Origin of the sequence: Mediterranea massiliensis, assembly GCF_900128475.1 — a bacterium.
Lineage (GTDB): Bacteria > Bacteroidota > Bacteroidia > Bacteroidales > Bacteroidaceae > Bacteroides > Bacteroides massiliensis_E.
Map to the genome: position 1 here is coordinate 81146 of NZ_LT635839.1, position 14280 is coordinate 95425.

The 14280-nt window shown below is 58.0% G+C and carries 11 protein-coding genes; 4 read left to right on the forward strand and 7 right to left on the reverse strand.

Annotated elements, in window-relative coordinates:
• Together xerC and rpsU are read right to left on the reverse strand one after the other, a co-directional pair.
• Window positions 1-885, reverse strand: coding sequence for a tyrosine recombinase XerC (gene xerC, locus BQ7483_RS13830; RefSeq protein ID WP_072546305.1), 885 nt, complete (start codon window positions 883-885; stop codon window positions 1-3).
• A 70-nt stretch (window positions 886-955) separates the two neighbouring features.
• Window positions 956-1147 (reverse strand): 30S ribosomal protein S21, encoded by a 192-nt coding sequence (rpsU, locus tag BQ7483_RS13835; protein WP_022020003.1) that lies wholly within the window; start codon window positions 1145-1147, stop codon window positions 956-958.
• 293 nt (window positions 1148-1440) lie between these two features.
• Between rpsU and BQ7483_RS13840 the strand changes: the two genes are divergently transcribed.
• Both BQ7483_RS13840 and BQ7483_RS13845 read left to right on the forward strand, forming a co-directional pair.
• Window positions 1441-3222 carry an aminopeptidase P family protein gene (locus BQ7483_RS13840; RefSeq protein WP_072546306.1) on the forward strand — a complete coding sequence of 594 codons (1782 nt, stop codon included), beginning with the start codon at window positions 1441-1443 and terminating at the stop codon, window positions 3220-3222.
• Between the two features lie 87 nt (window positions 3223-3309).
• On the forward strand, window positions 3310-3825 hold the full coding sequence (locus BQ7483_RS13845) for a gamma carbonic anhydrase family protein (protein ID WP_022020001.1): 516 nt from the start codon (window positions 3310-3312) through the stop codon (window positions 3823-3825).
• Window positions 3826-3995: 170 nt separating this feature from the next.
• On the opposite strand, the gene BQ7483_RS13850 is transcribed toward BQ7483_RS13845, so the two are convergent.
• Both BQ7483_RS13850 and gltX read right to left on the reverse strand, forming a co-directional pair.
• Window positions 3996-5216, reverse strand: a complete 1221-nt coding sequence (locus BQ7483_RS13850) for a 3-deoxy-D-manno-octulosonic acid transferase (RefSeq protein ID WP_072546745.1) — start codon at window positions 5214-5216, stop codon at window positions 3996-3998.
• Between the two features lie 33 nt (window positions 5217-5249).
• Entirely contained in the window at window positions 5250-6776 is a 1527-nt protein-coding gene (gltX, locus tag BQ7483_RS13855) for a glutamate--tRNA ligase (protein WP_072546307.1), read from the reverse strand.
• A 97-nt stretch (window positions 6777-6873) separates the two neighbouring features.
• Here gltX and BQ7483_RS13860 point away from each other — a divergent pair, with 97 nt between their 5' ends.
• Window positions 6874-8949, forward strand: a complete 2076-nt coding sequence (locus tag BQ7483_RS13860) for an HD family phosphohydrolase (protein ID WP_072546308.1) — start codon at window positions 6874-6876, stop codon at window positions 8947-8949.
• A 19-nt stretch (window positions 8950-8968) separates the two neighbouring features.
• Window positions 8969-9736, forward strand: a complete 768-nt coding sequence (locus BQ7483_RS13865; RefSeq protein WP_072546309.1) for a hypothetical protein — start codon at window positions 8969-8971, stop codon at window positions 9734-9736.
• A gap of 66 nt (window positions 9737-9802) precedes the next feature.
• Here BQ7483_RS13865 and BQ7483_RS13870 read toward each other — a convergent pair whose 3' ends face one another.
• From BQ7483_RS13870 to priA, 3 genes are all read right to left on the reverse strand, one after another.
• Window positions 9803-10306: a low molecular weight protein-tyrosine-phosphatase gene (locus BQ7483_RS13870; RefSeq protein ID WP_072546310.1), complete on the reverse strand. Its 504-nt coding sequence runs from the start codon at window positions 10304-10306 to the stop codon at window positions 9803-9805.
• A 676-nt stretch (window positions 10307-10982) separates the two neighbouring features.
• Window positions 10983-11705, reverse strand: coding sequence for a phosphatase (locus BQ7483_RS13875; protein ID WP_072546311.1), 723 nt, complete (start codon window positions 11703-11705; stop codon window positions 10983-10985).
• 24 nt (window positions 11706-11729) lie between these two features.
• Entirely contained in the window at window positions 11730-14195 is a 2466-nt protein-coding gene (gene priA / locus BQ7483_RS13880; RefSeq protein WP_072546312.1) for a replication restart helicase PriA, read from the reverse strand.
• Window positions 14196-14280 lie beyond the last annotated feature (85 nt).

Below are 14280 nucleotides of genomic sequence, written 5' to 3' on the forward strand. Positions count from 1 at the left end.
TTAAGCCCGAGGATGGGCCTGGTTATACACTTTTTTAAGCTCCTCGAAAGTCGTGTGCGTATAAATCTCGGTAGTGGCCAGGCTTTCGTGCCCCAGCAGTTCCTTGATGGCTCCCAGCGCTGCTTCATGATTGAGCATGCTCGTCGCAAAGGTATGCCTCAGCACGTGCGGGCTCCGTTTTTTCACGGACACCACTTTCGAAAGGTTTCGCTTCACAATTCTTTCCACGATGTTGCGATAGAGGCGTTCGCCCGTCTTGCGGACGAAGAAAGCGTCGGACTTGACATCCACGTTTTCATTCCTCACCCTGACATATTCCAGCATTCCGTTCTTCAGTTCGTCACCGAAGGGAATGAGACGCTGCTTGTTGCGCTTGCCGGTCACCTTGATGACCGAAGCCGCAAAGTCCACATCCTTGTCGTCGAGCCCGATCAGTTCGGAAAGCCGCATGCCCGTGGCATAGAACATTTCGATAATCAGGTGGTCACGACACCCCTCGAAGCCGTCGCCGAAATCGATATCGTCCAGCAACCGGTTCATATCACTTTCCCTCAGAAATACCGGCAGAGGTTTCTTGTTCTTGGGCCCCACCACCTTGCGCAGGGGGTCGGCCTTCACCTCGCCCTTTTTCAGAAGGAACTTGTAATAAGAACGGAGCGAACTCAGTTTCCGGTTGATGGAAGTCGAAGTATATCCCCGGTCCATCAGGGAGATTACCCATTCACGGACCAGTTCCGCCTCCACTTCCGAAGGAGACTGGACGCCGGATTCTTCTTCGCCGAAGCTCTGAAACTGGCGGATGTCTTCGCCGTAGGCCTTGAGGGTCTCGTCCGAATAGTTCCGCTCGTAACGGAGATAGTCCAAAAAAGAATCTGTCAGCCACATATCGCTACATAACTAAATGTGCAACGAATGTATGAAAAGAAATCAATAATTCAAAGGATTTTACGAATTATTAATCTTCTACTTGCTGAAGTTTTTGAACGTAAACGGCACGCTCTTTCTTAAGTCTCTTGATTACAGACGGTTTGTCGAACTGCTGTCTGCTTCTCAATTCTTTGATAATGCCGGTCTTTTCAAATTTTCTTTTGAATTTCTTCAGCGCCTTCTCAATGTTTTCGCCTTCTTTTACAGGTACTACAATCATTGTTATTAATTAATTAAAAAGTTAATGTATAAAATCTCACGATTAATTCGAGCCGCAAAAGTACACATATTTTCTTTATTCTCAAAAAAACTTTCCGCAAAATATTAGCAGACAGACAGATATTCGGCCTTCCGAAGCCACTTCTTCCGGCCTGTGCTCCATGGATGAAGCTCCAAAAACATGACGGAAAGTTTGTGCAATCGGCGGCCTTTTCGTACTTTTGATACGTGTTTCCGCCGTCGCCGACGGTGGTGGAAATCGGGAAACGATACATTATTATATATATAACGACTATGAACACTACCATCCAAGAACGCATCCGGGCCTTGCGCGCCTGGATGAAGCAGGCCGGTGTGGAGGCTTTCGTCATCCCCAGTACCGACCCGCACCTGAGCGAATACGTGGCGCCCCACTGGCAGAGCCGCGAATGGATATCGGGCTTCACGGGCTCGGCGGGCACCGTCGTGGTGACACGGGAGAAAGCGGGGCTGTGGACCGACTCCCGCTACTTCCTACAGGCTGCCAGCCAGCTGGAAGGCACCGGCATCGACCTGTACAAGGAGATGCTGCCCGAAACACCCTCCATCCCCGCCTTCCTCTGTGCCGAGCTGCAGGAAGGTCAGACGGTGGGCATCGACGGCACCGTCTTCTCTACCGAAGCGGCGCGCAGCCTGAAAGAAGAGCTGGCCGCCGCCCGCATCGCCGTGAAGAGCCTGCCCGACCCCATGGACGACATCTGGACCGACCGTCCGCCCCTGCCGCAGGCACCGGCCTTCATCCATGAATTGAAGTATGCCGGGCGCACCTGCGCCCAGAAACTGGAGGCTGTACGCGCTGAGATGCGCCGGGCCGGGGCACAGTGCCTGCTGCTCTCCGCCCTCGACGAGATAGCCTGGACGCTGAACCTGCGCGGCAGCGACGTACACTGCAACCCCGTAGTCGTCAGCTACCTGCTGATTGGCGAACAGGAAGCCTGCTACTTCATCGAGCCGCAGAAGCTGACGTCCTCCGTCCGCGCCTACCTTGAGGAGAACGGCGTCGCCTGCCTGCCCTACGCCGACATCCTCGCCCACCTGCAGGAGCTGCCCGCAGGCAGTCTGATGCTGGAGCCGGGCAAGACCAACTATGCCGTCCGCTCGGCCATACCGCAGCAGTGCCGCGTCATCGAAACCGCCTCGCCGGTCGCTCTGCTGAAAGCGGTGCGCAACGAGCAGGAGATAGCCGGGTTGCGACAGGCCATGCAGCGCGACGGCGTGGCGCTGGTCAAGTTCCTGAAGTGGCTGGAAGAGGCTGTACCCCAAGGCCATGAGACGGAAATCAGCATCGACCGGAAACTGCACGAACTGCGTGCCGCCCAGCCGCTCTACATGGGCGAGAGCTTCGACACCATCGCCGGATACGGTGCCCACGCAGCCATCGTCCACTACGAAGCCACACCCGAAACGGATATTCCGCTGGAGCCCCGCGGCTTCCTGCTGCTCGACTCGGGCGCACAATACCTGGACGGCACTACGGACATCACCCGCACCATCGCCCTGGGCCCGCTGACCGAGGAAGAGAAGACCGACTACACCCTGATACTGAAGGGCCACATCGACCTGGCCATGGCTGTCTTCCCCGAAGGCACGCGCGGCGCACAGCTCGACGTGCTGGCCCGCATGCCCATCTGGCAGCACCGCATGAACTTCCTGCACGGCACGGGGCACGGCGTGGGCCACTTCCTCAACGTGCACGAAGGTCCGCAAAGCATCCGCATGAACGAGAACCCCGTCACCCTGCACGTGGGCATGCTCACCAGCAACGAGCCGGGCGTCTACAAGGCCGGCAGCCACGGCATCCGCACGGAGAACCTCGTGCTCACCGTCCCTGCAGGCGAAGGCCTGTTTGGCCGCTACCTGAAGTTCGAGACCGTCACCCTCTGCCCCATCTGTACCCGCGGCATCGTCCGCGAGCTGCTGACTCCGGCAGAAATCGACTGGCTGAACCAGTACCACCGCAGGGTGTACGAACAACTCTCGCCCAGCCTCGACGAAGACGAACGGCTGTGGCTGGAGAAGGCTTGCAAAAGGATTTAAACAGAGCGGTGAGTGGTTAACGGTAAGCGGTTAGTAAGCATCGTTAACCACTCACCGCTAACCACTAACCGCTAACCACTAAAAGAAATGGCATTAATCAAATCAGTAAGAGGCTTTACGCCCGAAATAGGAGAAAACTGCTTCCTGGCCGACAACGCCACCCTCGTGGGCGACGTGAAGATGGGCCGCGACTGCAGCGTATGGTTCAACGCCGTATTGCGCGGCGACGTCAACTCCATCCGCATCGGCAACGGTGTGAACATACAGGACGGCAGCGTGCTGCACACGCTCTACGAGAAATCGACCATCGAGATAGGCGACCACGTGTCCATCGGCCACAACGTCACCATTCACGGCGCCACCGTGAAGGACTATGCCCTCATCGGCATGGGTGCCACGTTGCTGGACCACGCCGTGGTGGGCGAAGGCGCCATCGTGGCTGCCGGTTCGCTGGTGCTGAGCAACACGGTCATCGAGCCGGGCAGCATTTGGGGCGGCGTACCTGCCAAGTTCATCAAGAAAGTAGACCCCGAACAGGCCAAGGAGCTGAACCAGAAGATAGCGCACAACTACCTGATGTACGCCGGCTGGTACAAGGAATGACCACGCCTACACCATGATAAGCTGACGCCGTGCTTCGTCACCACTTGACAGAGCACGGCGTCAATGTCTCACGAAGCACTGCGTCACACCCCCATGCAGTGCTTCGTGAGGAGGTATGGAAGTACGGGATGGGAACTACAGAGTCCCGGCATCGACAGCGGGAACTGAAGTCAGAAGTTGATCATCTCCAGAATCTTGTCCGTGGCACCGGCCTGGCCGGTGACGTAGTCGCCCGCGCGGCGGCCGGTTGTTTCGAGGAACGCATGGTCGGAGAAGAGGCGGTCGAGCAGACGGTTCAGCTCGTCGCCGTTCTGGATGGAGAAGGCACCCTGAGCCTCGATGAGCTGCACGGCCTCCTGAAACTTCTGATACTTGGGCCCGAAGATGACGGGGATGCCATAGACGGCCGCCTCGAGGGTGTTGTGGATGCCGACGCCGAAGCCGCCGCCGATGTAGGCCACCTCGCCGTAGCGGTAGATGGAAGAGAGCAGGCCGAAGCAGTCGATGATGAGGCAGTCGGCCTTGCGGACGTTCTGTTCGTCGGCACGGGTGTAGCGCACGTAGGGACGCTTCAGCTTGCGCACGATTTCCACCAGATGGCTCTCGTCGATGACGTGGGGCGCAATGATGAGCTTCATCTCGGGATGGCCGTTGAAGTAGTCGATGAACAGGTCTTCGTCGGGCTGCCACGAACTGCCGGCCACGAAGGTCGGCGCCCCGCCCTTGAAGGCCTCGACCAGCGGCAGGTCCTTGGCCTCGCGGCGGATCTGGAGCACACGGTCGAAGCGCGTGTCGCCCACCACGGTGACGCGGTTGATGCCTATCTTGGCCAGGTAGCGTTTGGAGCGGTCGTTCTGCACGAAGAGGTAGTCGAAGTTGCGCAGCACGTTGCGATAAGGCCCTCCGTACCACTTGAAGAAAATCTGTCCGCGGCGGAAGATGGAAGAAACGCTGTACACGGGGATGCGGCGGCGGTGGAGCTCGTCGAGGTAGTTCTTCCAGAACTCATACTTGATGAAGAAGGCCATGCAGGGGTTCACGATGTCGAGGAACTTCCTGACGTTGCGCGGCTTGTCGAAGGGCAGGTAGCACACCACGTCGGCCCCACGGTAGTTCTTGCGCACCTCGTAGCCCGACGGCGAGAAGAAAGTGAGCAGGATGCCGTAGCGGGGATACTTGGCACGGATCCGCTCGATGAGCGGACGGCCCTGCTCGAACTCGCCCAGCGAGGCGGCGTGAAACCAGATGTAGGGCACGTCCTTCTGCAGCTGCTGGCGCAGGAGCTCGTACACCACCCAATGGCCTTTCATCATCTTGCGAGGCTTGCGGCTGAAAGGCGCGGCCAGATGGACCGCAAGATCGTAGAGCCCTATTCCCAAATCGTATAACAGCATATCCTCCGAAGATTATGGGTTATTTCCGTTTCATTTCAGTACCTCCACGGCACGCTGGATGCGGCGGATGGTCTCTTCCTTGCCCAGCAGTTCGGTGATGTCGAACATGTGCGGGCCCTTGCACTCGCCCACGACGGCCAGGCGGAAGGCGTTCATCACGTTGCCCATGTGGTAGCCCTTCTCCGTAATCCAGCCGATGACGATGTCTTCGGACGGCTTCGAGCTGAAGTCGGCAATGCCGCGCAGCACTTCCACCAGCTCGCCCATGATGCGGGGCGTGTCTTCGGACCAGCGCTTCTTCACGTCCTTCTCGGCATAGGCCTCGGGAGCCACGAAGAAGAAGCGTGCCTGGTCCCAAAGTTCCTTCACAAAGTTGACGCGGCCCTTGACGAGCGACACCACGCGGGTCAGGTACTCGTCGCTGTACTGTGCCGTGTCCACGCCGTGAGCAGCCAGTACGGGCTTGAACAGCCCGGCAATCTCGGCATCGGGCTTGCGGAGAATGTATTCGTGGTTGAACCAGATTCCTTTCTTATAGTCGAACTTGGCACCGGCCTTGCTGCAGTGGCTCAGGTTGAAGAGCTTCACCAGCTCGTCCATCGACATCAGCTCCTGGTCGTTGCCGGGGTTCCATCCCAGCAGGGCGAGGAAATTGATGACGGCCTCGGGCAGGTAGCCGGCCTCGCGGTAGCCCGAAGACACTTCGCCGGTCTTGGGGTCGTGCCATTCCAGGGGGAAGACGGGGAAGCCCAGACGGTCGCCGTCGCGCTTGCTCAGCTTGCCGTTACCTTCGGGCTTCAGCAGCAGGGGCAGGTGGGCAAACTGGGGCATGGTGTCTTCCCAGCCGAAGGCGCGGTAGAGCAGCACATGCAGCGGAGCCGACGGCAGCCACTCCTCGCCGCGGATGACGTGGGACACCTCCATCAGGTGGTCGTCCACGATGTTGGCCAGGTGGTAGGTGGGCAGTTCGTCGGCCGACTTGTAGAGCACCTTGTCGTCGAGGATGGAAGAGTTGATGACCACTTCGCCGCGGATGAGGTCGTGCACATGCACGTCTTCGTTCGGCTCGATCTTGAAGCGCACCACGTACTGCTTGCCCTCGGCAATCAGCGCATCCACTTCTTCCTTGGAGAGTGTCAGCGAGTTGCGCATCTGCAGACGGGTGGAGGCGTCATACTGGAAGTTGGCCACTTCCTTGCGCTTGGCCTCGAGCTCCTCGGGCGTGTCGAAGGCGATGTAGGCCTTTCCGGCATCGAGCAACACCTTGACGTACTTCTTGTAGATGTCGCGGCGCTCGGACTGGCGGTAGGGACCGTGGTCGCCGCCGAAGCTGACACCCTCGTCGAAGGGGATGCCGAGCCACTTGAACGACTCCAGGATATATTCTTCAGCACCGGGTACGAAACGGTTGCTGTCGGTGTCTTCAATACGGAAAATGAGGTCGCCTCCATGCTGGCGCGCAAAGAGGTAATTGTACAACGCGGTGCGCACACCACCGATGTGCAGAGCTCCTGTCGGACTCGGAGCAAAACGGACTCTGACTCTTCTTTCTGTCATAATCTACCTTACTTTATGAATATTTAGACGGCAAAATTAAGCCTTTTTTTCCACATGATTGTTTTTTTTTGTACTTTTCGCAAAAATTTCAACCGATATGAACAAAATCAACGAGAAAAAGCCGACGCGTTATAGAGATTTGCTATACAAAGCCCTCATTTTCATCGGCAGTGTCTTGGTTATGGTCTACTTCCTGCCGCGTGACGGGAAGTTTAACTATCAGTTTGACATCAACAAGCCCTGGAAATACGGCCAGCTGATGGCCACGTTCGACTTCCCCATCTACAAGACGGACGAAGTGGTGAAACACGAGCAGGACAGCATCCTGGCCCGCTTCCAGCCCTACTACCAGCAGGACAAGGCCGTGGAGGAAGAAGCCCTGAAGAAGCTGAGGACCGACTACCAGAACCACACCCTCATGACGCGCCTGAACTCCAATTACCTGCAATACATCGAAAAAAAACTGAAGGAAGTGTACCAGGCGGGCATCCTCTCGTCCGAAGACATGGAAACGCTGCTCCGTGACAGTACCCAAAGCGTCATGACCGTAAGCGACAAGACGGCCCGGCAGCAAGGCACGGACAAGCTGTTCACCGTCAAGTCGGCCTACCACTACATCCTGACGGCCGACTCCCTGCGCTACAGTCCCTACATCCTGCGCCAGTGTGCCCTGAACAACTACCTGACCTCCAACCTGACCTACGACAGCCTGCGCACCGAGGCTGCCCGCAAGGAGATGCTGGAAAACTATTCGTGGGCCAGCGGCATCGTACTGAGCGGGCAGAAGATCATCGACCGCGGCGAGATTGTCAGCCCCGAGACCTACAACATCCTGGAGAGCCTGCGCAAGGAGTCCATCAAGCGCAGCGACTCGGTGGGACAGCAGCGGCTGATGCTCCTCGGGCAGATACTCTACGTCAGCATCTTCATGCTGTGCTTCATGCTCTACCTCGACCTGTTCCGCAAGGACTACTACGACCGCAAGGGCAGCCTGTCGCTGCTGTTCGCGCTGATGATGTTCTATACCGTCGTGACGGCCGTCATGGTGTCCGAGAACCTGTTCAACGTCTACATTCTGCCCTACGCCATGCTGCCGGTCATCATCCGCGTGTTCCTCGACTCGCGCACGGCCTTCCTGACGCACGTCATCACCATCCTGGTGTGCTCCATCTGCCTGCGCTACCCGCACGAGTTCATCCTGCTCCAGATAGCCGCAGGCCTGGTGGCCATCTACAGCCTGCGCGAGCTGTCGCAACGCTCGCAACTCTTCAAGACGGCTGTACTGGTCATCCTGACGTATGCCGCCCTCTACTTCGCCTTCGAGATGATTACGGAGAACGACGTGTCCAAGCTGAACGCACGGATGTACATGTACTTCATCATCAACGGCATCTTCCTGCTCTTCACCTACCCGCTGCTGTTCGTGCTGGAGAAGACTTTCGGCTTCACCTCGAACGTGACGCTGGTCGAGCTGTCCAACATCAACAACCCGCTGCTGCGCCGCATGTCCGAGACCGTGCCGGGCACCTTCCAGCACTCCATGCAGGTGGCCAACCTGGCAGCCGAGGCGGCCAACCGCATCGGGGCCAAGAGCCAGCTGGTGCGTACCGGTGCCCTCTACCACGACATCGGCAAGATGGAGAACCCCGTGTTCTTCACCGAGAACCAGCGGGGCGGCATCAATCCGCACAAGAACCTGACCTACGAACAGAGCGCCCAAGTGGTCATCAGCCACGTCACCGGCGGCGTGAAGCTGGCCGAGAAGCACAACCTGCCCAAGGTCATCAAGGACTTCATCACCACCCACCACGGCAAGGGGAAGACCAAATACTTCTACATCTCGTGGAAGAACGAACACCCCGGCCAGGAACCCGACGAGGCCCTGTTCACCTATCCCGGCCCGAATCCCTTCACCAAGGAGCAGGCCATCCTGATGATGGCCGACTCGGTGGAAGCCGCCTCGCGCAGCCTGCCGCAGTATGACGAGGAAAGCATCAGCAACCTGGTGGATAAAATCATCGACTCGCAGGTGGCCGAGGGCTACTTCAAGGAGTGCCCCATCACCTTCAAGGACATCGCTACCGTGAAGGAGGTGTTCAAGGAGAAGCTTAAAACCATCTACCACACGCGCATCAGCTATCCCGAACTGAAGAAACAAGATGAGAAAAAGTGAAACCTAACCCCATAAAGCCATGAAACCAACGCCCAAAGAAGAACAGCGCGCCCTGCGCTTCCTGCAACGCAACCAGCTGACGCCGGAGCAGATAGCCGGCTTCAGCTTCATGCAACGCCACACGCCCGAACCCGACCGCCACAGCCGGGCCAATGTCTACGGCCCCGGCATCCTGACCCTGCGGCTGAAGTCGGGCGGAGAGAAGATTCTCATCGTCCACCTGCGCAACCATCCCACGGCCCTGGTGCGCACGCTGGTGGGCCGCGGCATTGCGTTCGACAACCACCCGGACATCACGGCCGGCGGCAGGGGGCCTGCCCAGCCGGTGGTCTACCGCCGCCTGTCGCTCTACCAGTTCTGGTACTTCGTGCTGTTTGTCCTTTGCCTCAGCATGGCCTTCCACACCCTGAACGCCGGGCCGTGGGCGGGCATCGTGCTGCCCGTCCTCTTCTTCGGCATGAGCCTCTACAGCATCTACCTGCTGCAGGTGCGCTTCTGCTACCTCCGCCTGGAAGCCGAGCGCCTGACCATCGTCAGTGCCGGACGCGAAATCCACTATGCCTACGACGACCTGCTGAAGGTGAACTTCGACTTTGCCCGCGAACCGAACGCCACGCATGTCATGGAAGTGCTGGACAACACCTACCGCTACCGCCTGTACTACATCGGACGCGTACCCCGCACGAAGCTACAGGAAATTGCCGAACACCTCCGGCAGGCGGGCATCGACGCCACGTGCAGCCTCAACGACGAGAAGCGGCACTATCACGACGTGTACCATGGGTAATGGAGAATTGAGAATGGAAAATGGATAATGAGAAAGAATTTCCCTTCTATGAATAATTTTCCATTTTCAATTTTCCATTCTCAATTCCCCCAGCAGTCCTGCACAAGCATCCTCCAGCAGGTCGAGCACATACTCGAAGCCGTCGGCACCGCCGTAATAGGGGTCGGGCACGTGGTCGGCATGGGTAAAGCGGGTGCAATAGTCGGTCATGCGCCGGATTTTCCGCTCGGCCTCCACGGAGGGGGCACGTTCCTTCAGGTCCTCGATGTTGCGGTCATCCATGCCGATGATGAGGTCGAAGTCCTCGAAATCGCTGGTGCGGACGGGGCGCGAACGGTGCACGAGGTCGTAACCGCGGCGGGCGGCATGGGCACGCATCCGCGGGTCGGGCAGTTCGCCCTGATGGTAACTCAGGATACCGGCGGAGTCTATCACGAACTCATCGGCCAGTCCGGCCTCCTCCACCAGATGCTTCATCACGCCTTCGGCCGAAGAAGAACGGCAAATATTACCCAGGCAGACGAACAGGATGCGATGCTTTTTCGGGGTTTTCAGGTCTTTACTTTCCATATAGTTTTATAATTGTCAAATAAAATCATTATTCGCCCAGATAAGGCTCCGACAGCCGTCAGAACCGCTCTCAGGCGGAGGTATCGGAATGTTTGAGATATTCGGCCCCTATGTTTCAAACATTCGGCCTCTATGTTTCAATCATAAGGGGGTCGGGGTTGAAACCTAAGGAGGTCGCAGTTAAAACCTCTCGATATATCTGTCAAAAAAAATAATAAGACGAATACTGCGTCATCCCGACCTTGAGCCGGAATCCACAACTACACGAACAATCGGCAGACTATGGGGAGGATGTCTCAAAATGAGGTGGGGCTATTTAACTGAGGCTGTCTCAAAATTAAAAACAGAGATAAGTTTACTTACAATTTATAAGCTACAACATAAAAACCTCCTGCTTTTAGTCCTATAATTGCAATAAATAAGGGCTAAAGCAGGAGGCTTTTTATTACTAAGTTTCAATCTGTAAGATTATTACTTTTGAATTTCTATTTTGAGACAGCCTCTGCCCAAAGGGCAGGGTGGTAGGTTTTCGCGAAATGCTATCAATCAACGTGTTATGTTTTCGCCTACCACCTCCCCCTATCGGGTACTCCTCCTTCCAGAAGGAGGAGAGCCGCAGATACCTCTATTTGGAGACATCCCCGAAAAACGGTAACGCTTCTTCTTTTTTTGAGCCTCACTTTGTCAGCCCGATTCCCACATACTCCTCGAACTGCCGCACGTCGGAATTCAGAATCAGTGCCTCGGGGAAGTCGGCCTCCCGAACCAGTTCGAGCACGTATTCGTAGTTGGCGATGTCGAACGAGATGTGGGCGTCGCTGCCCAGGATGACGGGCACTTCATACTGCTTGCACAGACGGAGGATTTCCAGGTTGTTGGGGCGGGCCTCCTCCTTGTGGCGACAGGGCTTCAGAGAGCTGTTGTTGATTTCGAGCAGTGTGTGGTGCTCCTTCGCCGCCCGGACAAGGGGTTCGAACAGCAGGCGGGCCGTACCGTCGCCGGGATGGCTGATGATGTGGATGTAGGGGTTGGCTATCACGCGCAGCAGGCCCTGTGTGTTCTCCTCGGGCGTGCCCGGCTGGTAGCACAGCGAATGGATGCCGGCAATGCGCAGGTCGAGCTTCTCCATATAACTCTCGTCAAGGTCGAGCCGCCCCGTCGTATCAAGGATGTTGATTTCCGCTCCCAGCAGCAGGTCTATCCCATACATGCGGCGGGGCACGACGTGCAGGTTGCGGAAGTAAATCAGGTCGCAGGTGCCGGGGATGCCGGGCGTATGCTCGGTGATGCCCAGCAATTCCAGTCCCTTGTCGGCCGCGGCCTGCGCCATCTCCTGCAGGGTGCTGAAGGCATGCCCGCTGGCCAGGGTGTGCGTGTGTACGTCTAATGCTATTTTCATATTTGTATTCGTATATATATGATGCTACATCGGGTCGACATCGTAATAGACGATGAGCGACTTGAAACGGTCTTCGGCCACCATCTCGCGCTGCACCTGCACCAGCAGCTGGCGGGCACGGGCCATGGGAGCGTTGACTTCTATCTTGAGGACAATCTTGCGGATGAACAGCGTCTGTATGCGGGCCACGGGCGGTTTGTCGGGGCCCAGCACCCGTGCGCCGAAGACGGCACGCAGCTTGGCGGCCATGGTTTGCGCCATGACGTCGAGCAGCTGCTCGTTGCGGTGCTTTAGGTAAACATATACCAAGCGGTAGTAGGGCGGATAGCGGAACAGCTGCCGCTCGGCCAGCTGCCCGGATACCATTCCCTCGAAATCGTTGTGCATCACCTGCGGGATAATGGGATGGTCGATGCTCTTGGTCTGCAGCACCACCCGCCCGCGCTTGTTCTTGCGCCCGGCCCGCCCGGCCACCTGTGCCATGAGCTGGAAGGCACGCTCGTAGGCGCGGAAGTCGGGATAGTTCATCATGGTGTCGGCATTGAGGATGCCCACCACGCTGACGTGGTCGAAGTCCAGCCCCTTGGATACCATCTGCGTGCCGATAAGGATATCCGTCCGTCCCTGCTGGAAGTCGTGGATGATGCGTTCGTAGGCCGTCCGGGTACGGGTGGTGTCCAGGTCCATGCGGGCCACGCGGGCCTCTGGGAAGATGGCCTTCACATCGTCTTCAATCTTCTCCGTGCCGAAGCCACGGTTGCGCAGGTCCACCCCCTCGCAGGCGGGACACCGGCGGGGCACGGGCTGCGTGTAGCCGCAGTAATGGCAGGTGAGCTGGTTGAGTCCCTTATGATAGGTAAGGCTGACGTCGCAGTTCTTGCACTTCGGCACCCAGCCGCACGTGTGGCACTCGATCATCGGCGCGAAGCCGCGGCGGTTCTGGAAGAGAATGACCTGTTCCTTCTGCTCCAGCGCCTCGCGCACGTATTGCAGCAGCAGGGGCGAGAAGGGACCGTTCATTCGCTTCTTGCGCTGCAGCTCCTTGATGTCGACCGGAATGATTTCGGGCAGCTGGATTTCCTTGTACCGTTCCTTCAGCTCCACCAAGGCATACTTGCCGCCCTCGGTGGCATTGTACCAGCTCTCCACGCTGGGCGTAGCGGTGCCCAGCAAAGTCTTGGCCCCGCACATGGAGGCCAGCACGATGGCCGCGTTGCGGGCGTGGTAACGGGGAGCGGGGTCCTGCTGCTTGTAGGTATTCTCGTGCTCCTCGTCGACGATGACCAGTCCCAGCCTCCGGAAGGGCAGGAAGAGAGACGAGCGTACGCCGAGGATAATGTCATAGGGTTCCTGGGAGAGCTGCTTCTGCCACACCTCCACCCGCTCGGCGTCGGGGAACTTGGAATGGTAGATGCCCAGCCGGCTGCCGAAGACCCACTTCAGGCGTTCGGTAATCTGGGTGGTCAGGGCGATTTCGGGCAGCAGATAGAGCACCTGCCTGCCCTGCCGGAGGGCCTCATCAATGAGGTGGATATAGATTTCGGTCTTGCCGCTGGACGTGACGCCGTGGAGCAGGCAGACATTCTTCTCGCGGAACGATGCCCAGATTTCGTCGAGGGCGCGCTGCTGGTGGACGTTCAGTTCATTGAGGGGCTGCAAGGCCTGCGAAACGGTCTCGAGCCGCCCCACTTCCTGGTGATAGACCTCGAACACGCCCCGGTCCACCAGCCCGCCGAACACGGCAGGTGTGGCGCCCGAGCGTTTCAGCAGTTCGGCTTTGGACACTTCCCTGACCGTCTGCCCACCCAGGCAGCCGGAGAGTTCGATGTACTTCATCAGCAGGTCCAGCTGCTTGGGCGCCCGTCGTTGCAGTTCGTCGAAGAAGAAGTGCAGCCGCCGTTCGCTGCGCGCCGCTTCGGTAAGACGCACGCGTGTCTCGGTCTTGGGCTTGTAGGTTCGCTTCAGCTCTTCCTTCACAAAAAGGGCGTCTTTCTCAAGCAGTGACTTCACCACGGCGAGGATGTTCTTCAGCCCACTGTCCTTCTCCAGCCGGGTCACCGTCTGTTCGGGCTCGGCGGCCAGCAGGTCGAGCACCTTCTGTTCGCGTTCGGACAGCGGCTCCGTGGCTTCAAAGTCGGGGTTGTACTCCACCACCGTTTCGCTCTCCAGCTTCAGCCCCGAAGGCAAGGCCGCCTTATAGACGTCGCCCTGCGTGCAGAGGTAATAGTCGGCCAGCCACTCCCAGAACCGGAACTGCAGGGGCAGCAGGATGGGCTGCCCGTCGAGCACAGCCGACACCTCCTTCACCTCGTAGTCCTGCGGCTTCAGGTAGTGGACGTTGCGCACGATGCCCGTGTAGTACTTCTTCTTGCCGAAGGGCACCACCACCCGGCAGCCGATCTGCACCTCCGCGTCCATTCCGGACGGCAGGGCATACGTGAAACAGGCATGCAGAGGCAAGGGCAATATGACGTCGACAAACTTTTCCATAGATGCGGCAAAGATACGACTTATCTGAAGACAGTGCAAAAAAAAGCGCCGCCCATCCGAAGACGAGCGGCACCACTCTGATAAA